This is a genomic window from Actinoplanes awajinensis subsp. mycoplanecinus (assembly GCF_001509495.1).
Taxonomy (GTDB): domain Bacteria; phylum Actinomycetota; class Actinomycetes; order Mycobacteriales; family Micromonosporaceae; genus Actinoplanes; species Actinoplanes palleronii.
Genome location: NZ_LLZH01000281.1, coordinates 183,108 through 204,355, shown reverse-complemented (window position 1 = coordinate 204,355; position 21,248 = coordinate 183,108). Strand labels below are relative to the sequence as shown.

Annotated in this window: 16 protein-coding genes; 5 read left to right on the top strand and 11 right to left on the bottom strand. The window is 72.4% G+C overall.

What is annotated here, in order from left to right; translation table 11 throughout:
- The first annotated feature begins 55 nt into the window (after positions 1–55).
- The 3 genes from ADL15_RS29480 to ADL15_RS29470 all read left to right on the top strand — a co-directional run bounded on the left by ADL15_RS29480 (position 56) and on the right by ADL15_RS29470 (position 3,689).
- The gene (locus tag ADL15_RS29480; RefSeq protein WP_083971889.1) at positions 56–1,510 is read left to right on the top strand and encodes a cation:dicarboxylate symporter family transporter; all 1,455 of its coding nucleotides are present in this window, start codon (positions 56–58) and stop codon (positions 1,508–1,510) included.
- Positions 1,511–1,878: 368 nt separating this feature from the next.
- Positions 1,879–2,871, top strand: a complete 993-nt coding sequence (locus tag ADL15_RS29475) for an ATP-binding cassette domain-containing protein (RefSeq protein ID WP_067697984.1) — start codon at positions 1,879–1,881, stop codon at positions 2,869–2,871.
- A complete protein-coding gene (locus tag ADL15_RS29470; RefSeq protein ID WP_067697982.1) occupies positions 2,868–3,689 on the top strand; it encodes an ABC transporter permease in 822 nt (273 codons plus the stop codon). Before ADL15_RS29475 ends, ADL15_RS29470 begins: the two co-directional genes overlap by 4 nt.
- Positions 3,690–3,694: 5 nt before the next feature.
- Here ADL15_RS29470 and ADL15_RS29465 read toward each other — a convergent pair whose 3' ends face one another.
- The 10 genes from ADL15_RS29465 to ADL15_RS29420 form a co-directional block, all read right to left on the bottom strand.
- The gene (locus ADL15_RS29465; protein WP_067697980.1) at positions 3,695–7,114 is read right to left on the bottom strand and encodes an AfsR/SARP family transcriptional regulator; all 3,420 of its coding nucleotides are present in this window, start codon (positions 7,112–7,114) and stop codon (positions 3,695–3,697) included.
- A 225-nt stretch (positions 7,115–7,339) separates the two neighbouring features.
- On the bottom strand, positions 7,340–7,996 hold the full coding sequence (locus ADL15_RS29460) for a response regulator (protein WP_067697978.1): 657 nt from the start codon (positions 7,994–7,996) through the stop codon (positions 7,340–7,342).
- The gene (locus ADL15_RS29455; RefSeq protein ID WP_067697976.1) at positions 7,993–9,114 is read right to left on the bottom strand and encodes a sensor histidine kinase; all 1,122 of its coding nucleotides are present in this window, start codon (positions 9,112–9,114) and stop codon (positions 7,993–7,995) included. Before ADL15_RS29455 ends, ADL15_RS29460 begins: the two co-directional genes overlap by 4 nt.
- A 152-nt stretch (positions 9,115–9,266) precedes the next feature.
- Positions 9,267–10,769, bottom strand: coding sequence for a hypothetical protein (locus tag ADL15_RS29450; protein WP_157441680.1), 1,503 nt, complete (start codon positions 10,767–10,769; stop codon positions 9,267–9,269).
- Between the two features lie 373 nt (positions 10,770–11,142).
- On the bottom strand, positions 11,143–12,867 hold the full coding sequence (locus tag ADL15_RS29445) for an ABC transporter ATP-binding protein (protein ID WP_067697972.1): 1,725 nt from the start codon (positions 12,865–12,867) through the stop codon (positions 11,143–11,145).
- Positions 12,864–14,462 (bottom strand): ABC transporter transmembrane domain-containing protein, encoded by a 1,599-nt coding sequence (locus ADL15_RS29440; protein ID WP_198171069.1) that lies wholly within the window; start codon positions 14,460–14,462, stop codon positions 12,864–12,866. The genes ADL15_RS29445 and ADL15_RS29440 overlap by 4 nt, the downstream gene beginning before the upstream one ends.
- Before the next feature lie 112 nt (positions 14,463–14,574).
- Positions 14,575–15,102 (bottom strand): GNAT family N-acetyltransferase, encoded by a 528-nt coding sequence (locus ADL15_RS29435; RefSeq protein WP_083971886.1) that lies wholly within the window; start codon positions 15,100–15,102, stop codon positions 14,575–14,577.
- A gap of 15 nt (positions 15,103–15,117) precedes the next feature.
- On the bottom strand, positions 15,118–15,765 hold the full coding sequence (locus ADL15_RS29430; protein WP_067697966.1) for a DUF6882 domain-containing protein: 648 nt from the start codon (positions 15,763–15,765) through the stop codon (positions 15,118–15,120).
- 9 nt (positions 15,766–15,774) lie between these two features.
- Positions 15,775–17,136, bottom strand: a complete 1,362-nt coding sequence (locus ADL15_RS29425; RefSeq protein ID WP_067698061.1) for a pyridoxal phosphate-dependent decarboxylase family protein — start codon at positions 17,134–17,136, stop codon at positions 15,775–15,777.
- A gap of 63 nt (positions 17,137–17,199) precedes the next feature.
- Positions 17,200–17,634: a hypothetical protein gene (locus tag ADL15_RS29420; RefSeq protein WP_232344466.1), complete on the bottom strand. Its 435-nt coding sequence runs from the start codon at positions 17,632–17,634 to the stop codon at positions 17,200–17,202.
- Between the two features lie 101 nt (positions 17,635–17,735).
- Here ADL15_RS29420 and ADL15_RS29415 point away from each other — a divergent pair, with 101 nt between their 5' ends.
- Both ADL15_RS29415 and ADL15_RS29410 read left to right on the top strand, forming a co-directional pair.
- Positions 17,736–18,419 carry a response regulator transcription factor gene (locus ADL15_RS29415; RefSeq protein ID WP_067697964.1) on the top strand — a complete coding sequence of 228 codons (684 nt, stop codon included), beginning with the start codon at positions 17,736–17,738 and terminating at the stop codon, positions 18,417–18,419.
- Positions 18,416–19,666 carry a HAMP domain-containing sensor histidine kinase gene (locus ADL15_RS29410; RefSeq protein WP_067697962.1) on the top strand — a complete coding sequence of 417 codons (1,251 nt, stop codon included), beginning with the start codon at positions 18,416–18,418 and terminating at the stop codon, positions 19,664–19,666. Before ADL15_RS29415 ends, ADL15_RS29410 begins: the two co-directional genes overlap by 4 nt.
- 1,075 nt (positions 19,667–20,741) lie before the next feature.
- Here the strand turns inward: ADL15_RS29410 and ADL15_RS56880 are convergent.
- Complete coding sequence (locus tag ADL15_RS56880) at positions 20,742–21,233, bottom strand: sensor histidine kinase (RefSeq protein WP_198171065.1); 492 nt, start codon at positions 21,231–21,233, stop codon at positions 20,742–20,744.
- Positions 21,234–21,248: the final 15 nt, after the last annotated feature.

Here is a 21,248-nt window from a genome sequence, read left to right as displayed (position 1 = left end):
GAACAGAATGACCGTAATCGTGATCCCGCTTGAGACCTAGACCACAGTCACGGCCATGAAGGATCGCACCCGCTACCTGTATCCGGCCGTGATCGTGGCCGTACTCCTCGGCATCGCCGTAGGCCTGCTCGCACCGGACGTCGCGGTGGAGCTGAAGCCGATCGGCACCGGATTCGTCAACCTGATCAAGATGATGATCAGCCCGGTCATCTTCTGCACCCTGGTGCTGGGCGTCGGCTCGGTACGGCAGGCCGCCAAGGTCGGCAAGGTCGGCGGCCTCACCCTCGGCTATTTCCTGACCATGTCCACCGTGGCCCTGGCCGTCGGCCTGCTGGTCGGCAACCTGATCCACCCCGGCTCCGGCCTGCACTTGGACGCGTCGCTCGCCGCGGCCGGGCAGAAACAGGTCGGCGAGACCGCGAACGAGACCACCGCGGACTTCCTGCTCGGCATCATCCCGACCACGCTGATCTCCCCGCTGGTCGGCAGCGAGGTGCTGCAGACCCTGCTGGTCGCGCTGCTCGTCGGCTTCGCGCTGCAGTCGATGGGCGCCCGGGCCGAACCGGCGCTGCGCGCCATCGGCGTCTTCCAGCGCCTGGTCTTCCGGGTCCTGGCGATGCTGATGTGGCTGGCCCCGATCGGCGCGTTCGGCGCGATCGCCGCGGTGGTCGGCTCGGCCGGCGTTGACGCCCTGATCAGCCTCGGTCAGATCATGCTCGGCTTCTACCTGACCTGCGCGATCTTCGTGTTCGGGGTGCTCGGCCCGCTGCTCTGGCTGGTCGCCCGGATCAACATCCTGCGGCTGTTCAAGTACCTGGCCAAGGAGTTCCTGCTGATCCTGTCCACCTCGTCGTCCGAGTCGGCGCTGCCCCGGCTGATCGCGAAGATGGAGCACGTCGGGGTCAGCAAGCCGGTCGTCGGCATCGCCGTGCCGACCGGGTACTCGTTCAACCTGGACGGCACCGCCATCTACCTGACCATGGCGTCACTGTTCATCGCCCAGGCGATGGGCAACCCGCTCTCGGTCGCCGAGCAGATCTCGCTGCTCCTCTTCATGATCATCGCGTCGAAGGGCGCCGCCGGTGTCACCGGTGCCGGCCTGGCCACCCTGGCCGGCGGCCTGCAGACGCACCGGCCGGAGCTCGTCGACGGGGTCGGCCTGATCGTCGGCATCGACCGGTTCATGTCCGAGGCCCGGGCGCTGACCAACTTCGCCGGCAACGCCATCGCGACCGTGCTGATCGGGGTCTGGACCAAGGAGTTCGACCGGGTGAAGGCCGAGGCGGTGCTCAGCGGCAACGACCCGTTCGACGAGACCACCATGCTCGACGACGACCACGGCCCGTCCGGCACTCCCGCGCCGCCGTCGGCTTCCACCTCTCCCGCCCTGTCCGCTCCCGCCTCCCCCGCGGCGTCCGCGCCCGCCTCTCCCGCGCTGTCCGCGCCCGCCGCGCCCGCGCCCGCCTCTCCCGCCGCGCCCGCCGCGCCGGGCAGCACGCCGGCCGTCTGATCCCGGTCGGCCGCGCTCCGCGCCCTCCTCCCCGGGGCGCGGCGCCGGGCGTCTGATCCTGGCTGCTTGTCAGGGGTGCCTCCCGGGCCGGGAGGCACCCCTGACGGCCAGCCACCACCGTGACCGACAGGCCTCGCCGCGCCTACCCCCAGGGGCGCTGCGGGGCCTGTCCCTGTGCCCGCGGGGCCTGTCCCTGTGCCCGCGGGGCCTGTCCGGGTGTCCGCGGGGTCTGTTCCCTGTCGCCGGGACTGTTCTCGCGCTGGCACGGCCGTGCCAGCGCGATGTGCGGATCATGCCAGCGCTGACCCGCACGCTTCCCCTGTCGACGAGAGAGCTCGACGACGACGGGATGAGGGGGAGCGAGAATCGTGGACGATCTCGTAGTGCGCGCCGAAGGGTTGCGCAAACGCTTCGGGAACACCCAGGCACTCGACGGGGTGGACCTGGCCATGCGCCGCGGCACGGTGCTCGGCGTGCTCGGGCCGAACGGGGCCGGCAAGACGACCGCGGTGCGGGTGCTGGCGACACTGCTGCGCCCGGACGAGGGCACCGCGTTCGTGGCCAGCATCGACGTGCTGCGCGAGCCGCAGAAGGTCCGCCGCCGGATCGGCCTGACCGGCCAGTACGCCTCGGTCGACGAGGACCTGACCGGCACCCAGAACCTGGTGCTGATCGGCCAGCTGCTCGACCTGACCACCCGGGACGCTCGCAAGCGCGCCGTCGAGCTGCTCGCCTGGTTCGACCTCACCGAGGCGGCCGGACGACCGGCCAAGACGTACTCCGGTGGCATGCGCCGCCGCCTCGACCTGGCCGCCAGCCTCGTCGGCCACCCCGAGGTGATCTTCCTGGACGAGCCGACCACCGGCCTCGACCCGGCCAAGCGCGAGGACATGTGGGGCGTCGTGCGCAACCAGGTCGCGCAGGGCTCCAGCGTGCTGCTGACCACGCAGTACCTCGAGGAGGCCGACGCCCTGGCCGACGAGATCGTGGTGATCAACCACGGCAAGGTGATCGCCCAGGACACCCCGGACGGGCTCAAGCGCCGCGTCGGCGGACAGACCCTGCGGGTGCGCCCCGCCGACCCAGGCCGGCTGCCGGACGTGCTCCGGATCCTCGACGCGGTCGCCGCGCCCGGCATGAACGCCGCCCCGGACGGCTCCGCCGGATCCCGTCCCGGCGCCGCCTCGGTCCCGGTCACCGGTGACCTGGCCCTCGACGAGGTCGTCCCCGCGCTGCGCCACGCCGGCATCGCGGTCAACGAGCTCGGCCTGCACCTGCCCAGCCTGGACGAGGTGTTCCACACCCTGACCGGCGACCACGACGACGACAGCACCATCAAGCGCTCGGAGGCCCTGGTATGACCACCGCCGTATTCACCGGGCCGGACCGGCTCGACCACCCGCGCGGTGGCTCGTTCGCCGCACTGCTGCGGCACAGTGGCGCGCTCGCCAAGCGCAGCCTGATCAAGACCACCCGTACGCCGGAAGCCCTGATCGACGTGACGATCCAGCCGGTGATCTTCCTGCTGATGTTCACGTACCTGTTCGGCGGCGCCATCGCCGGCGCCGGCGGCCGGTCCGGCTACCTGCAGCTCCTGCTGCCCGGCATGCTCGCCCAGTCCCTCGCCATGGGCAGCATCGCACTCGGCCAGAACCTCAACGCCGACATCGAGAAGGGCGTCTTCGACCGGTTCCGATCACTGCCGGTCTCCCGATCGGCGCCCCTGGTCGGCGCGGTGCTGGCCGACATCGTCCGCTACTTCACCGTCTGCGCGGTGACCCTGGGCGTCGGCACCGTGATGGGCTTCCGGATCGAGACCGGCGCGTCGGCCACCGTGGCGGCGGTCGCGCTCGCCATCGGGTTCGGTCTGTGCTTCGGCTGGGTCTCGGTCTGGGTCGGCATGCTGGTGCGCACCCCGGGCGCCGTGCAGGGCGTGATGTTCCTGCTGGTCTTCCCGCTCTCGTTCGGCAGCGACGTGTTCGTCCCGGCCAATACCCTGCCCGGCTGGCTGCAGGCCTTCGTGCACGTCAACCCGATCACCCACCTGGTCGGCGCGGAACGCGGCCTGCTGATCGGCGGCCCGGTCGCCCACCACCTGATCATCACGCTGGGCTGGATGGCCGGGCTGCTGGTGGTCTTCGTCCCGCTGGCGCTGCGCGCCTACAACAAACGCGCCTGAAGCTCTCAAGCCTCGAGCGCACGGTGCAACTGGCCCGGGTCCGCCCGGGCCAGTGCCGTGCCCGCGTCCAGACTCCAGCCCGCCGCGTACGCCTCGGCGAACCCGTCCTCCCCCAGCGCCGCCCGGCTCTTCGCGGTCAGCGCCGCCACCTGCAGATCGGTCGGATCGTGCGCGCCACGCAGCCGGGCCGCCGCGCCGAGCAGCTGCGCCGTGTCCCGCGGCCGGCCCAGCAGGTCGGCCAGCCCGGACGCGCCGACCGCGACCAGCGACAGGATCGGCATGTCCCGGGTCTCCTGCGCCGCCGCATACGCCTTGGTCAGCGCCCGCTCGGCCAGCACCGGATCACCACGGCGGATCGCCACCGCGGCCCGGACCCCCTCGATGATCGCCGTGCCGTGGTCGCCGCTCATGAACTCGAACGGGTCGGCACCCGCTCGCGCCTCGGCCTGCCCGATCAGCTCCTCGGCCCCGTCCAGGTCACCGAGCGCGACGAGCATCCCGGCCTCCAGCGCGTCCAGCAGCATGTTCATCTCCGGCGACATCGACCGGTCGGCCCGCACCCGGGCGCCCTGCAACGCGGCCCGTGCCTCGTTGGCCTCACCGCGCCGCAGGTGCAGATCGGACCGGCGCAGATCGATGAAGATCTCGTCACCCAGGTCCAGCGACCCGAACTCGCCGGCCAGCGCCTTCGCCGTGGTCAGGTCGGCGAGCGCGCCGTCCAGGTCACCCTCGTACTGCCGCAGCAGCGCTCGCAACGGCAGCACTGTCGCCTGGCCCCAGCGGTCACCGGCCGCCCGGAACCCGGCCAGCGCCGCGGTCACGTCCAGCCGGACCTGCGCCACGTCACCGTTGTTCTCCGAGACCTGCGCCCGGAACAGCTGGGCCAGCGCGGTCACCCAGCGGTCCGGACCGGCGATCAACTCGTCCATCCGGGCCCGGGCCGCCTCCGGCTCCTCGGCCATGTAGAGCACCACGGCGGACAGCGCGCCGATCATCCCGGGCAGCCCCGGCCGTGCGATCAGCCGTGCGGCCAGGTCCCGTAGGCGCTGCCGGCGCTGCTCCGCGCTCTCCAGCACCATGGTGTGCTCCGAACCGAACCGGTTGAGCATCAGCACCGCCTCGGCGCAGTCGGTGGTCAGCTGGTCCCGCTCCCCCGGCACCGACAACGCCTCGTGCAGCCAGAACGCGGCGTCGGCGTGCCGGCCGAACATCTGCCAGTACCAGCACAGACCCATCGCCAGCCGCAGCGCGCCCTCGGCGTCACCCTCGTCGCACAGGTGCCGGATCGCGGCCAGGGCGTTGTCGTACTCGGCGCGCAGCACCCGCAGCGCGTCCAGCTGCTCGGCGGTGCGCAGCCGCGGATCGTGCTCGGCGACCAGCTCCGCCAGGTGGCGCGCGGCCAGCCCACGGACCACGGACAGCGTGCCCTGCTCGGCGAGCCGGTCGATGCCGTACTCCCGCAACGTCTCCAACATCCGGTACCGCCCGTCCGGCGACCGCTGCAGCAGCGACTTGTCGACGAGCGCGGCCAGCAGATCGGTGACCCGCGCCCGGCCCGCTGCCGCCGCCACGCCGGCCGGCACCACGGTCGCCTCCGCGGCCGACACCGCGGTCGCCGAACTCACGGTCACTCCGCCGGGCAGCACCGACACCCGCTCGGCCAGTGCCCGCTCGTCGTCGTCGAGCAGTTCCCAGCTCCAGGCGATCACCGCGCGCAGCGTCCGGTGCCGGGGCAGCGCCGTGCGGCTCCCGGTGGTCAGCAGCCGGAACCGGTCGTCGAGACCGTCGGCCAGCTCGCGCAGCTCGAGCGTGCGCAGCCGGGCCGCAGCCAGCTCCAGAGCCAGCGGCAAACCGTCCAGCCGGCGCACGATCTGCACCACGTCGGTCACCGTCGCGGCGTCCACCACGAACCCGGGCAGCACCGCGGCGGCCCGCTCGGCGAACAACCGCACCGCCGGAGCCACCCGCGCCTCGTCCACCTCGGAGCGTTCCGGCACACCGAGCGGACCGAGCGGCACCAGCGCCTCGCCGTCCACCGCCAGCGGCTCCCGGCTGGTCGCCAGGATCCGCAACCCCGGGCAGCGCACCAGCAACGCCGTGGTCAGGTGCGCCACCGCGTCGATCAGGTGCTCGCAGTTGTCCACCAGGAACAGGCACTCCCGCCCGGCGAACTGATCCACCAGCACGTCGATGTCGGTGCGCCCCTCCAGCCGCAACCCGGACTTCTCGAACAGCGCCGCGGCCCGCAACCCGGTCGCGGTCAGCACTGCCGCCGGCAGCTCGGCCGGCGCGGTCACCGACGCCAGATCGATCAGCCAGACCCCGTCGCGGTAGTCCCCCCGCCGCCGCCGCGCCGCCTGGGTCGCCAGCCGCGTCTTCCCGGCCCCACCCGGCCCGAGCACCGTGATCAATCGCCCGGCGACCAGCAGATCGTCGATCCGCGCGAGGTCGGCCTCCCGGCCGATGAAACTCGTCAGTGGTTCCGGCAGATTGCTGGCTCCAGGCCGCGCGTCCTTGCCGGGCACGTCGTGCAGCCCCACCTCCGCTTCATCCGCGGTGCCGTCTTCGGTTCCACTACCTCTATCGCTCTCGTCGTCCCGGCCGGTTCTGTCCGCACGGCCGTTTCTGTCCTCGCGGCCGGTTCCGTCGTCGCCCGCGGTCGCCGGCAGGTCGGAGCCGCGCAGCAGCCGCAGGTGCCGGTCCCGCAGCGCCGCACCCGGATCCGCGCCGAGCCGGTCCGCGACCTCCTCGCGCACCCGCTCGTAGAGGGCCAGCGCGTCGGCCTGCCGCCCCTGCACCGCGAGCGCGTCCATCAGCAGCGCGGTCACCCGCTCGTCGAGCGGGTGTTCCTCGAGCAGCCGGGTCAGCCGTCCCTCGGCCGCGTCATACCGCCCGAGCAGCAGATCCGCCTCCGCGACATCGGCCAGCGCCACCGCCACGGCCCGCCGCAGCCGCACCCCGACCGCCTCGGCCACCGCGCCCACCTCGGCAGCCAGGGGCCCGCGCGCCAGCCGGGCCGCCTCGCCGAGCAGCTCGGCGGCGCCCTGCGCGTCACCGGCCCGCAGCTTCTGCCGCCCGGCGGCGGCCACCCGCTCGAACCGGATCACGTCCACGTCGTCCCCGGCCACCACGAGCCGGTACCCGCCCTCGTCCTGGGTGACCGTCTCCGCCTCGCCGAGCACCCGGCGCAACCGGGACACCAGCGACTGCAGCGCGTTCGCCGGATCGGCCGGCCGGTCCTGCGGCCACAGCGCGTCGACCAGCGTCGCGGCACCGACCGGTCGTCCGGCAGCCAGCGCCAGCCGCACGAGCAGTCCCCGCAGCCGCGCGCCCGGCACCGTCAGATCGGCGTCCCCGCGGCAGACCCGCAGCGCACCGAACAGCTCCACCCGCAACCGCCCGGCACGCACCCCGTGCTCGCTCACGGTGCGATCCTCTCGCGCCCTGTCGAGGAACCCCAAATCTCCCGTCCCCAGCTCACAGGTCCCGAGTCATCCTAGGAGGCTAGTTCGCATCCCTGCGACCGCTGCGGCACGCGTCCGGGGACCAGGCCACCGCGGCGCGCGCGAGGAAACCCGGCCACTACAGCGCGCCTCGGGAGACCAGGCCACCGCGGCACCCGCCACGAATCCAGGCAACCGCGGCGCCCGTCAGGAGACCAGGCCGCTCCGATGCGCCAGGATCACGGCCTGGACCCGGTCCCGGAGCGCCAGCTTCGTCAAGATCCGCGACACATACGTCTTCACCGTCTCCTGGCTGATCACCAGCCGCCCGGCGATCTCCGCGTTCGACAAACCCTCCGCGATCAGCCGGAACACCTCCACCTCCCGCGCGGTCAGCACGCCGAGCCGCTCGTCCGGCGCCGCCCGGGCCGGTTTGACCCGGTCACCGAACCGGCCGACCAGCCCGCGGGTCACCGCCGGCGCCAGCAGCGCCTCACCGCGCGCCACCGTCCGGATCCCGTCGATCAGCTCGACCGGCTGCGCGTCCTTGAGCAGGAAGCCGCTCGCACCGGCCTGCAGCGCCTCGAAAACGTAGTGGTCCAGGTTGAACGTGGTCACCACCAGCACCTTGATCGGGTCGAGGACGTCCGGGCCGGCCAGCCGCCGGGTCGCCTCGATGCCGTCGAGCAGCGGCATCCGGATGTCCATCACCACCACGTCCGGGCGCAACCGCAGCGCCTCCCGCACCGCCGCCTCGCCGTCGGAGGCCTCGCCCACCACGTCCAGGTCCGGCTGCAGTCCGAAAACGGTCACGAACCCGGCCCGGATCAGCGCCTGGTCGTCACAGACCAGCACCCGGATCACGAAGGGCTCCCGATCGGCAGGAACGCCCGTACCGTGAAATCTCCGTCCGGACCACCGCCCGCGTCGAACGTTCCGCCGAAAACCTTGACCCGCTCCCGCATCCCGGTCAGGCCGCGCCCGGGCCGGACCTCGCCGCGCAGCGATCCTGCGGTGATCACCTCGACCTCGGTACCGTCGCTGCCGTGCCGCACCCGCACCCGGGTCGGCCGCCCGCGCGCGTGTTTCACCGCGTTGGTCAGGCCCTCCTGCACCACCCGGTGGATCGCCAGGCCCAGTCCACCGTCCGGCCCCGGCCCGCCCTCCTCGGCGAAGTCCACCGGCTGGCCCGCGCGACGCATCCGGTCGGCGAGGTCCGCGAGGCGGCCCGAGGCAGGTTCCAGGTCGGCTTCGCCGCTTTCCAGTACGCCGAGCAGCCGCCGCAACTCGGTGAGCGCCTCCCGCCCGCTGCGGCTGACCGCCGTGACCGACGCGCCGGCCCGCTCCGGATCCGGCCCGATCAGGAACCCGGCCGTGTCGGACTGCACCACCATCGCGGTCACGTGATGGGTGACGACGTCGTGCAGTTCCCGCGCGATCCGCCCACGCTCCGCCGTGATCGCCTCGCCGACGCTCTCCCGGCGCCTGCGAGCCTCCTCGGCCTGCCGCGCCCGCACCCACGCCCCGGCGCCCCAGCACCCGGCGAGCACCGCGCCGAACGTCAGGTAGTCGATCACCCGCTCGTCCGCCCCGCGCAGGTGCACCAGCACCGCGAGCAGCGCGTACCCGCCCACCGCGGCGCCGCCGACGACCTGCCGGAACCGGTCCTGGTGCGCGCCCGCGCTGTAGAGCGCGACCAGCAGCGCGAGCCCCGCCACCGTCGTCGGGTACCCCAGCGTCTGATGCACCACGAACGCGATCCCGACGACCGCCAGGCAGACCGCCGGCCAGCGGCGCCGCAGCACCAGCGCGGACGCCTGAACCAGCAGCAGCACGAGCCCGAGCGCGTCGGTGCCGCGCAGGTTCAGCTCACCGATCGCGAGGCCGAGCTCCGCGATCCCGGGCACGAACGCCGCCCCGATCAGCAGGGCCGCACCGACCGCGTCCCGGATCATCGGGTCCAGAGATCTCCACCAACGCACGCGGGGAGCCTAGTCGGGTCCGCGAACCGGCCGGAAAACCCTTCCTATTCATCGACACCTATGTTTTTCTGGCCTCGGGACCGTCCTCCCACTGATGTTCCGCCCCCAGGCCGGCGCCCTCCCCACCCCGAGGGGAGGGCGCCGGCGTCTGATCAGATCTGGTCGCTGATCCACGCCAGGCACGTCTTGTCCACGTCGGCGAACGGCTTCTCGAACACGTTCCGCGACGCCACGTCGGCGGTGTTGCCGGCGCGGGCCATGGCGCTCACGAACGCCACCATCCGCGGCTCGCCGAACGTGCGGGAGAGACAGTCGACGGCCAGATGCCCGTACCCGTAAAAGGCGTTGATCTTCTTGGGGTCGTCCCAGTCGAGCGCACTCACCTGGAGACTTCGCGGCCGGCCCGCCCCGCCGAGCAGCTGACGGACGGCGGGCAGCCGCGGCGACTGCGCGGAGCGGCTCGGGTAGCGGCCGATGTACTCGGCGATGCCCTCGGTCAGCCACTCCTCGTGCAGGTCGAGCGCCACCTGCTGACCCGTCGTGTTGATGTTGCCGAGCGAGACCACGTGGCCCATCTCGTGCTGGACGGTGGCGGCCAGCCCGGCTCGGCTGCCGTTCCCGCTCATTTTGATCATGATTTCGCTCTGCACGCCGTTGATCGGGATCGTCAGTCCGATCACCGCCTTGTTCCGCGCCATCGGGCTGCGGAACCAGCGCTGCCACTGCTTGTCGTCGGCCAGGTAGACCCGGTAGCGCTGCTGCGGGTTGCCGAACAGCCCCGCGAACCGATCCGCGACGACCGCGGACTTCTCGGCCACCGCGAGCGCTTCCGCCAACCGGCCGGCGACCGCCGGGGCCGCGGCCACCGTGACCCGCTTCCCCTCGGCGAAGACCAGGTCACCGGTCTGCCACGGCATCGGCTCCCGGGACGCCTCCGGCGGGTCGGCGACGACGCTGCCGATCAGGTACCGGTCGGCGGCCCGGGTGAAGGCGAACGTCTCCCGGATCCGCGGCGCGCCGAGTTCCACTCCGTCCACCGGCATGATGGCCGGGCAACTCGTCAGGCTGAAACAGAACCCGGAGTAGATCGTGTCGCGGAACCCCTGGTCACCGTCCTCGACGGCGGGCGTGTTGCCCCGGGAATAGCTGAAGTGACTGACGTGCAGCGCCCGCAGCACCCGGAACCGTTTGCGGAAATACGCCACGGTGTCGACCTGGGCCGGATCGACCGGCGCCATCCAGCCGGCCTCGTCCCCGCGGATCAGCGCGGCGGCCTGCTCCTGCAACATCCCCATCACCGCGCCGACCGCTTCCCCGGCTTGCCCGGCATTAACGCCGTTCCCGGCGTTCCCGGCTTTTTCTGCGCCGCCCGCGCCCGCCGGACCTGGCGCGCCACCCGCCGGTCCCGCGCCCGCGCCCGTTCCCGCAGCTCCCGCCGCCCCCGCGGCTCCCGCGGCATTCCCCGCCGAGGTCGCCGCCGCCGGTCCCCCGCTGCCCCGGCCGGCCACCGCGACGACCACCCCGGCCATCGCCACGACCGCGACCACCCCGAGCACGACCAGCCGCCGGTTCACCCCGCTCGCGGCCCCGGCAGCCGGCGGCGGCGTGACCGATTCCGGCTCCGGCCGAGCCGCCCTGATCCCATGCTCGGTCATCGCTCTCCCCATCGCCGGACATCACCGTCAGCCATCGATCTAACCCGATGCGTAGCGGTTCCGATAGCTCCCGTCCACCCCCATCCCGCATCCTTCCGGTACGTATACGGAGAGCGCCCGCCCGCAGGCCACGAGCCGAGTCCCGCCCATGAGGCCACCGCAAGACCGCAGCCACTCCCGACCGCAGCGCGCCCACGGGCCTCGGCTGGCTCTCAGGGGTGCCTCACCACCCTCGAGACACCCCTGGGAGCCAGCCGAGGCCGCGCCGGGGCGCGCGGCGGTCCGGGGTGGGCAGTCACGTCGCGGTGGCCTCATGGGCGGGACTCGGCTGGTAGCCTGCGGGCGGCCACTCGGTATGCGTACCGGAAAGGTCTTAACGCAGTTGATCGGCTCGGTGCCAGGAGCGCCACAGGGCCGCATAGGAACCGCCGGCCGCGAGCAGCTCGTCGTGCGTGCCCAGTTCGATGATGCGGCCGTCGTCCATCACGGCGACCCGGTCGGCGTCGTGGGCGGTCTGCAGGCGGTGCGCGATCGCGATCACCGTGCGGCCGTGCAGCACCGCCGCGAGGGCGCGTTCGGCGTCGCGGGCCGCGGTCGGGTCGAGCAGCGCGGTCGCCTCGTCCAGGATGACCGTGTGCGGGCCGGCCAGCAGCACCCGGGCCAGCGCGAGCTGCTGGGCCTGCGCGCCGTCGAGCGGGTGCGCGCCGAGGTCGCGGTCCAGATCCGACGCCCAGTCCGCGCCGACCGTGGCCAGGGCGCGCCGCAGCTCGTCGTCGGGGGCGGGCACCATCAGGTTGTCCCGGACCGTCTCGCGGAACACGTGGTGCTCCTGGGTGACCAGGACGACCTGGCGGCGCAGCAACTCCGGTGGCAGGTCGGCGATCGGCGCCCCGCCCGCGGTGACCGTGCCGGCCGTGGGCCGGTCGACGCCGGCGAGCAACCGGCCCAGGGTGGACTTGCCGGCGCCGGAGAGACCGACGATGGCCAGGCGCTCCCCTGGTCGTACCGTCAAGAAGACGTCGTGCAGCACGTCGCGGCCGCCGTCGTAGGCGAAGCGGACCCCGCGGACCTCGATCCGGTCGTCGGCCGGCGTGGCCGCGGACGGTGCCGGCGAGTCGGCCAGGGCCGCGCCGAGCCCCTCGACCCGGGCGAACGACGCGCTCGCCGACTGCAGCTGCTCGATCCGGATCAGCAGCGTGTCCAGCGGGTTCACCAGCTGCCGCAGGTAGAGCACGGCCGCGCCGACGGTGCCGAGGCTGACCCGGTGATCGATGTAGAGCATCCCGCCGAGCAGCAGGATCAACACCACGGGTACCGCGTACGACGTCTCCGCCAGCGGAAAGAACACACTCCGCAGCCCGAGAGTGATCAGCCGGGTACGACGGGTGTCGGCAATCGCCGCGTGCCCCGCCGCCAGCCGCCGGTCGGCCAGCCCGAACGCCTCCACGGTCCGCGCCCCGGACGTGGTCGCGGAGAGCTCCTCGGCCAGCCACGAGTTCGCGTCACCCTCGCGCAGGTACGCGTCCCGCGCCCGCCGCAGGTACCACCGGGTGACGAACCAGATGCCGGACAGGCCGAGCACCCCGACCACGCCGAGCAGCGGGTCGAGCACCACCACGGCGATCATGATGAACACCATCTCGACCAGGCCGATCAGGATCCGCGGCAGCACGTCGCGCAGCGTGGTGGCGACCGCGTCCACGTCGGTGGTGCCGCGCGCGGCGATGTCACCGTCCGGCACCCGTTCCACCACGGCGGCGGGCAGGGCCAGCGCGCGGCGCAGGAACGTCTCGCGGATCCGGGCCGAGGTGCGTTCCCCGAACCGGTACGCGAGCGCGAGCGCATAGCGGGACAGCAACGTCTGTGCGAGCGCGAAACCCAGCACGGCCAGCGCCAGCCGGTCGACCGCGGCCACCCCACCGCCGGTGGACACCGTGTCGATCACCCGGCCGAGCAGCCACGGCCCGCCCAGCCCGGCGATCGCGGCGAGCGAGTTCAGCAGGATCATCGCGGCCACCGAGCGCCGGTCCGCGGCGAGCAGCCGCAGCGCGGCCCGGATGACCAGGCGCTGGTCGGCGGCCGGCAGTCGGTTGCTCATGCGTCGTCTCCGAACACTCGGGTGACCAGGGCGCGGTAGCCGGGCTCGGCGGTGAGCAGCTCGCGGTGCGTGCCGGTGGCGGCGACCCGCCCGCCGACCAGGAAGTGCACCGTGTCGGCGCGGTCCAGCAGCACCGGCGAGGTGGTCGCCACCACGGTGCCGCGGCCGGTCCGCGCCCGGGACAGTCGTTCGGCGATGGCCGACTCGGTGTGCGCGTCGACCGCCGAGGTGGGTTCGGCGAGCAGCAGCATCTCCGGGTCGGCGTGCACGGCGCGGGCCAGCCGGAGCCGCTGCCGCTGGCCGCCGGAGAGGTTGCGCCCGCCCCACTCGACCGGTCGTGCCAGGTCGTGGGCCACGTCGTGGGCCACCGCGGTGTCGATCGCGGCGCGGACCAGGTCGTCGTCCGGGTCGTGCCGGCCGGCCACCACCTCGCGCAGCGGGCCGGCGAACAGGTCGGCGTCGTTCTCGGCGACCAGGATGCGCTCCCGGACCACGTCGCGGGCCAGCTCGGACAGCCGGTGGTCGCCCCAGGTGGCCGGGGCGGGGGTGTATCGCCCGAGGCGGTCGAGCACCTCGGCGGCGTCGGCCGGGCGGGCGCCGGCCAGCGCGGTCAGCCGGCCGGGCTCGGCGGTCACCCCGGACTCCGGGTCGTGCAGCGGGGCCGGTCCGGGTGGTCCGGCCGCGCCGGTGGGGTCGTCGGCGGGGAGGTTCAGGAAGCCGATCACGCGCCGGGCGGCGACCAGGCCGTACGTCAGATCGAACCCGCAGAAGATCAGCACGCTGACCGGGATGACCAGCATCGCGGTGTAGCCGTAGACCGCGACCAGCTCACCCACGGTGATCTCGCCGGCTGCCGCCATCCGCGCGGCCACCCAGATGACCACGGCCAGGAACACCATCGGCAGGCCGTCGCCGAGCGCGCCGATCCAGCTGGACGGGCGGCCCACCCGGTAGCCCAGGTCACGCAGCCGGCCGGACTCGCGCACGTAGCGGTCCAGGTGGGTGTCGCTGCCGCCGAGCCCGCTGAGCACCCGCAGCCCACCGACCACGTCGACCAGCCGGGCGTTGAGTTCACCCTGCCGTTCCCGGTAGTGCGAGCCGGACCGCTGGGTGCGCCGCAGCAGCGGCCCGACGACCAGGCCGAGCGCCGGCACGCCGATCACCACGACCAGCGCGAGCGACGGCGCGGTGCGGTAGAGCAGGGTGGCGATCACCGAGCAGGCCAGGATCGAGGCCACCCCGACGCCGCCGACGTTCATGGCCCGGCCGATCAGCCACACGTCGGAGATGCCGATGGTGACCACCTCGCCCGCGGTGACCCGGCGGGGCAGGGCCGCGCCGAGCTCGGTGGCGTGGGTCAGCACCTGGTCGGCGGTGCGCAGCGCGGCGGCGATCCGCAGTTTGGTCATGCTGCGGTGGCGCATGATGCCGAGCCCGGCGCCGGTCAGGCCCATCCCGAGCACGGCCAGCGACCAGGCGATCAGCGGGCCGGTACGGCGCGGGGTCAGGCCGTGGTCGATGGCCTGCGAGATCAGGTACGGCATCGCGGCCAGGCTGACGAACCACAGGGATCCGAACAGCGCGCCGAGCGCCACCCGGCCCTTGATCTGTCGTGCCAGCCACCACAGGTAACGCCCGGGTCCGCTCTCCACACCCGACATCCTGCCGAGTTTGGGTATGGCGCCGATACCGATTTATCCGGCTTGTTTAGTTCAGCAGGCGTCGCATCCGGAGGCTGCGGATGTGGTCGTCGGTGCGTGACAGGGGTGCCTGGACCGTCTCCATCGGCTGGAAGCCGCGCGAGCGGTAGAACCCGATCCCGGCCGCGTCACCGAGGAACACCGAGACCCACATCTGGGTGCCGCCGGACGACCGGATCATCTCGGTCACCCGGTCCAGCAGCAGGGTGCCCAGGCCGCGGCCGCGCTCCCGCGGGTCCAGATAGATCAGGTGCAGCTCGCCGACTCCCGGCGCGGTCAGGCCGCCACCGGAGACGCCGACCAGCCGGCCGCCCTCCTCGGCGACCTGGTACCCGAACCAGCCCGGCAGCGCTGCCCGCACCTGCCGGGTGACCCGCGCCTCGCCGAAATACTTCGCGACGGTCCGCTCGATGTAGCCGGGCGGCAGCAGCTCCTGGTAGGCGGCCTGATAGGAGGAGACGCAGATCTCGGCGATCCGGGTCGCCTCCTCGCCGGTCGCGGAACGGGCTTCAGCGGTCAACGATGTTTCGGGCACGCGGCCAAGGGTAGATCAGGGCCTGATCTGACCACTCAGCTTGATCAGCCGTCCCAGTTCGTCGAAGTCCACCCGCATCTCGGTGCCACCCGGGTGCAGGCCGATGACCAGGTCGTCCCGGCTCTCCACCCGCCAGCCCTGCTGCTCGAGGAACGCGGTGGTCATCGCGTGATGAGCGACCGGGTACGCCTGGATCACCTCGCCCAGCACGGTGAACGCGCGCTCCGGGGCGACCGGCTGCTCGGGCACTCCCTCCAGGTGGAAGAAGACCGCGCCGCCGTCGTACGGGCCGCGGTAGTAGCAGCGGCCGGTCAGTCCGGAAGTGATCAGGGCGAGCTGGTGCCCGTCGGCCTGGTCGAGCGGGAACGACGGCTCGGTCAGCTCGGCGATCCCGTGCTCGGCGCCGAACGCGCGCACCCCGTCGGCCAGCGTGACCAACTCCCGGGGCAGGCCGCTCTGCGGGTTGGCCCAGGCCCACAGCCAGCTGCCGTCGGTGTGACTCTCGGTGCCGAGCAGCTGGACCGGGAAGCGCAGGTCCTCACCGAACGTCACCAGGCCGGTGCTCAGGTCGAGCTCCCAGTCGCGCTCGCCGATCAGGTCGGCGAGTGCGAGCTGGCGGGCGTGTGCGGTGGCGACGTGCTGCGTCAGCAGATCGGAGAACATCGCGGCAGTCTAAGTGAGCAGATCGCGGAGCACCGTGATGACGCGGTCCGCGTCGGACTCCTGCGTCCGCCAGTTCGAGAACGCCGCACGCAGGGCCGGGACTCCCTGATAGACGGTCGGCGTCAGGAACGCCTCGCCGGAGGAGGCGACGGCCGCCAGGAGGGCGGGCACGTCACGGTCAACCCCGAAACACACCACGTTCAGACGTACGGGGGAAAGCAGCCGTGCCCCGGGAATCTCCGCGAGCCGGCCGCCCAGCCGGCGTGCCGCGGCGATGTTCCGGGTGACGATCTCGCGGTGACCCTCCGCGCCGTACGCGGCGAGCGAGAACCAGGCGGCCAGCGCGCGCAGCCGGCGGGAGTTCTCCGGGGTCAGATGGAACAGGTCCGGGTCACCGCTCGGCAGGGTGAGGTAGGCGGCCGTGTTCTGGAAGACGCTGACCTGCAGGTCCCGGCGCCGGGTGAACTGCACCGCGGCGTCGTAGGGGACGTTGAGCCACTTGTGCAGGTCCACGCAGATCGAGTCGGCGAGGTCCAGCCCGGCGAGCAGCTCCGCGTGCTCCGGCGAGAGTGCCGCGAACGCCCCGAACGCGGCGTCGACGTGCAGCCAGAACGCGTACTTGCTCTTGAGCGCCGCGATCGCCCGCAGGTCGTCGAAGTCGACGGTGTTGACCGTGCCGGCGTTGGCCACCACGATCGCCGGCCCCTTCCTCAGCTCCTCCTCCAGCGCCGCGACGTCGACGGCTTCCCGATCGGCCAGCAACTGGACTGTCCGAAGCTGATCACGGCCGACGCCGAGCATGGCGAGCGCCTTGTAGATGCTGGAGTGCGGCGCTCCGGACAGCACCGCGATGTCGCCGAGCGCGCCGACGCCCTGCCGGGACACGCTGACACCGCGCTGCTCGCCCAGCCACTCCCGGCCGATCGCCAGGCCGACCGTGTTCGACATGGTCGCGCCGGTCACGAACGTGCCGGTGTGCGCGTCGCTCAGGCCGAACAGCTCGCGCAGCCAGGCGACCGTCTCCCGTTCCAGGTCGACCGCGGACGAGTCCTGCCGGGTCACCGCGTTCTGGTCGAACGTGCCGGTCAGCCAGTCGCCGATCAGCGCGGCCGGGGTCGCCCCGCCGGTGACGAAGCCCAGGTAGCGGGGGCCGGCGCTGCCGGAGAAGCCGGGCGCCCAGCGGTCCCGGAACTCCGCGAGGGCTCCGGACGCGCCGGCGCCGGTCACCGGCAGCGGAGCCGGTGCGACATCCGGCGCCGGGACCGCGACGGGGCGGTCCGGCAGGCCGTCCAGCACGGTGGCGGCGTAGTCGCGGGCGGCGGTCAGCAGATCCGGCAGACCGGTCAGGTCAGCGGCGAGGCGAGAGTCCACCAGGGCACGGTAGGCAGGGTGCGGCGGGGGTGTCGCGGTCCAGTTCACCAGGCCTGGCCTGCTTCAACTCTCCCCGCGCTCACGGATCTGCGGGGTTCCGGCCGCACAGGTCAACTGCACCTTTATCCGTACGTGGTTGTCACGCAGACCGCGGAACTCGCCTTCGCGGGCCGACTGCTCGTGCACCTCGTAGCCCTGTGCCGGCGCCATCGAGGTGATCTTGTCGCAGTCGGCGACGACCGTCCCGCCCCGGGTCGGGAACGACTGCGCCGTGGTCCCTTTTCCTGGCGCGGCCGTCGGGCTCTCCGCGGCGGTCGTCGGTGCGGTGGACACGCTCCCCAGCTCCTGCTCGACCTGGGCCTCACTCACCGACTCACCGGCCCGGGTCGTCAGCCCGGTCCCCACCAGTCCGATACCGACCACGCCGACGAGCACGGCGAGCACCGCCGCGACCAACCATCCCGCGACGATCACCACGCGCTGCCCGTTCCTGCTCACCGGCCCACTATGCGCCCGGCCAGGACAAGGCCGGCCCAGGACATGGCTAAGGGACGGTTAAGAACGCCCGTCACCGCCGGTCCAGCCGTTACCGTGCAGCCGTGGCACGACTGTTGTTGATCGAGGACGATCCGGCTATCCGGAACACTCTGCTGCGCGCCCTGCGGGAGCGTGGACACGCGGTGGCCGCGTCGCCGGCCGCGATGGACGGCTTGCAGACCGCGCTCGCCGAACGCCCCGACCTGATCGTCCTGGACCTGGGACTTCCCGACCTCGACGGGCGGGAACTGCTCCGGATGCTGCGCGCGGTGAGCCGGATCCCGGTCATCATCGCGACCGCGCGGGACGAGGAGACCGAGATGGTACGACTGCTCGACGCCGGCGCCGACGACTACGTGGTGAAGCCGTTCACCGCCGCGCAGCTGGACGCGCGGATCCGTGCGGTGCTGCGCCGCGGCGGTGCCGTCGAGACGGCCGACCCGGTGCTGACGGTCGGCGGGCTGCGGATCGACCCGGGCGGCCGGGCGGTCACCCTGGACGGCGCGACGGTCGAGCTCACCCCGCGCGAGTTCGACCTGCTGCACCACCTGGCGACCCGGGCCGGGCAGGTGGTCACCAAACGGGAGCTGCTCAGCGAGGTCTGGCAGGTGCCGTACGGCGGGGCGGACAAGACCGTCGACGTGCACCTGTCCTGGCTGCGCCGCAAGCTCGGCGAGACCGCGCAGGAGCCGCGGTACCTGCACACCGTCCGCGGGGTCGGGGTCAAGCTGAGCGAGCCGGCGTGAGGGCCCGGCTGACCCTGCTGGTCGCGGCGACGACGGTCCTGGTGCTGCTGGCGTTCCTGGTGCCGATCGCGCTGCTGCTGCGCCAGGTCGCCGAGAACCAGGCCCTGAGCCGCGCCGACGACGTGATCCGGACCATCGTGCCGCTGGCCGGCGGGGACGAGGCGACGCTGCGCCTGGTGGTGACCGCGCAGGAGGTTCCGGTCACGGTCTTCCTCCCGAACGGCGCCGTGATCGGCGCCCCGGCCGCGCCCACCCCCGCCGTCCGGCTGGCCGCCGCCCGCGGGCGTGCCCTGACCGTGGCCACCGCAGCCGGCCGCGAGCTGGTGGTGCCGGTGGTCGGCGCGTCCGGCCGCAGCGTGGTCCGCACGGTTGTCACCTCGGCCGAGCTGACCCGCGGCGTCAGCCGCTCGTGGCTCACTCTGGCCGCCCTGGGCATCGCGCTGCTGTTGCTCGGGCTGCTGGTCGCCGACCGTCTGGCCCGCACCATCACCGCCCCGATCACCCAGCTCAGCGACGTCTCCCACCGCCTGGCCGGCGCCGAACTGACCGCCCGCGCACAGCCCTCCGGCCCCCCGGAACTCCGTGAGGTCGCCGGCGCCCTCAACCACCTGGCCACCCGCATCCAGGACCTCCTCGCCGCCGAACGCGAACGTGTCGCCGACCTCTCCCACCGCCTGCGCACCCCCCTCACCGCGCTCCGCCTGGAAGCCGAGTCGTTGCGCGACCCGGACGAGTCCACCCGCATCGCCGCCGCCGCCGACGGCGTGGCCCGCGCCGTCACCGCGGTGATCCAGCAAACCCGCCGCGCCTCGGCCGCCTCCGCCTCCGCCACCCCACCCGTCTGCGACGCGACCGCGGTGGTCACCGACCGGGTCGCCTTCTGGCGCGTGCTGGCCGAGGACACCGGTCGCCCGGTGACCCAGTCCCTCCCGGACACCCCCGTCCCGGTAGCGGTAGCAGCCGACGACCTGGCCGCAGCCTTGGACGCCCTGCTGGGAAACGTCTTCGCCCACACCCCGGACGAAACCCCGTTCACCGTCACCCTGACCCCGCGCCCATCCGGAGGCGCCCTGCTCACCGTCGCCGACGAGGGCCCCGGCTTCCCCCCGGCCGCCTCCCGGCGCGGCACGTCAGGCGCCAACTCGACAGGCCTGGGCCTGGACATCGCCCGCCAGATAGCCACCTCCACCACGACCGGCGGCGGCCCCGACGGCGCAGTGGTCACCCTGGAAATCCCCGGCCCATAACCGCCTGGACAAAGCATCCCCGAACCGGCCCGCTTCATGCGCGGCTCTCGCTCTGACATAAGAGCGGAGCCCTCATCCATCCACAAAACCCACAGAAGAGCGCTTACCGAAGTTTCCGACCTCACTCCAAAATGCGTATCTCCCCTAATCCAGAAACCTCACCTCTCCTCATTTCCCAAATATCCAGCAGCATCAGACCCGAGAAGGCCGACCCCGAAAGATCGCCCTGACCCCCCACCACAGTTACCAAGGATTTCCATGGCAAGCCGACCCGCACCACAGGCACGCTCACGCGCCGAGGAGCGGAAGCGGCGCGGCAGCCCCTTCCCGAAACCCCTACCGGCTGCGGTGTCGAGGTGAGCTGGACCCTGACAAACCCACCCAACGGAGGCGAACGGGCACCCCCTCCGACCCTCAGCCCTCAAAACCAATCCACCCGCGCCAGATGTCGATCCACAAATCCAAGACGCCGAAACACGGGCCGTCCCCGGCACCCGGATCGCCACCGAAACACGGGCCGTCCCGGCACCTGGGCCGTTGCCGAAACCCGGCTCGTTGCCGATACCCAGCCCGCGGCCAGCATCGCGCCGTTGCAGACACCCGGGTGTCTGCCGAAAGCTGGATCCGGATCAACGGGAAGCCTTGGACTCGGTCGAGGGCTTCCACCCCGCCGACGCCGACGGCACCACCTCGGAACGGATCCGATGCCCAGCCCAAGGCTCCTGCCCGAGCTCGGGCCGCCACTCGGTTCCGGATCAAAACCCGACTCGAGATCGGCACCTGCTCTGAGACCGCCGCCTGGCCTCGGACGCCCGCCGGATGGCCGGCTTCACCTGAGACCGACACCTGTCCTGAGACCGGCACCCGGCTCGAAACTGACGGCTGCGGCTGCGGCTGCGGCTGCGGCTGCGGCTGATCATCCCGGGTGGGCGGCACCGCGCGGGGCCGGGAACTGTCACCGTAGATTTGGCGTAGCCGTTCAGCGTGTCGGCGCCGCAGGCCCCACGCACGATGACGTTCATGCTCGCGACGGAATTCATCACGAGCAGCCGAATAATTCCGCGACGCGGTCCGGTCACGTATTCCTGCGATCTGGGTCCGCCCAAACAATGACAGCTGCCGCATGCACGTATTCTTTCGAACCCGCAAGCCCCGCTGTAAGCATTCGATCATGCCAAAACAAAATGTCCGCAAAAAACCATAAACCTCGATGCAGCGGAAGCCCATAACGTCGGTGCCGCAACCAGAAAATCACGGAAACCACACCTGCTTCACGCCGCTTTTGCCGGCGACTGAGGTCGCCTTCAGCGCATTGACCACTCGCCGAGGCCGAGCTGCGGGTGAGCCGATTCCGATACACGCGGCCGGCGTAACCGAGGTGGAACGTGACCCGGGTGGCGGGCGCGTGTCTGGCGACGTCGGCCAGCAGCTCGGCGACCGCGAAATACAGCGCCGACTCCAGCGGACGCTCCAGCCGCGACGGGACCACGCTGTGCACCTCGGCCTCCGCCGGAAGGTCCAGCGCCAGGGCCCGCACCGCGTCGACCAGGCCGCGCTCGAGGAGCACCGGCGGGTTGATCCC

Excerpts from the sequence above, each read along its gene's own strand:
- ADL15_RS29480 (WP_083971889.1), top strand. The coding sequence starts at position 56 with ATGAAGGATCGCACCCGCTACCTGTATCCGGCCGTGATCGTGGCCGTA.
- ADL15_RS29470 (WP_067697982.1), top strand. The coding sequence starts at position 2,868 with ATGACCACCGCCGTATTCACCGGGCCGGACCGGCTCGACCACCCGCGC.
- ADL15_RS29450 (WP_157441680.1), bottom strand. The coding sequence starts at position 10,769 with ATGACCGAGCATGGGATCAGGGCGGCTCGGCCGGAGCCGGAATCGGTC.
- ADL15_RS29445 (WP_067697972.1), bottom strand. The coding sequence starts at position 12,867 with ATGAGCAACCGACTGCCGGCCGCCGACCAGCGCCTGGTCATCCGGGCC.
- ADL15_RS29430 (WP_067697966.1), bottom strand. The coding sequence starts at position 15,765 with ATGTTCTCCGATCTGCTGACGCAGCACGTCGCCACCGCACACGCCCGC.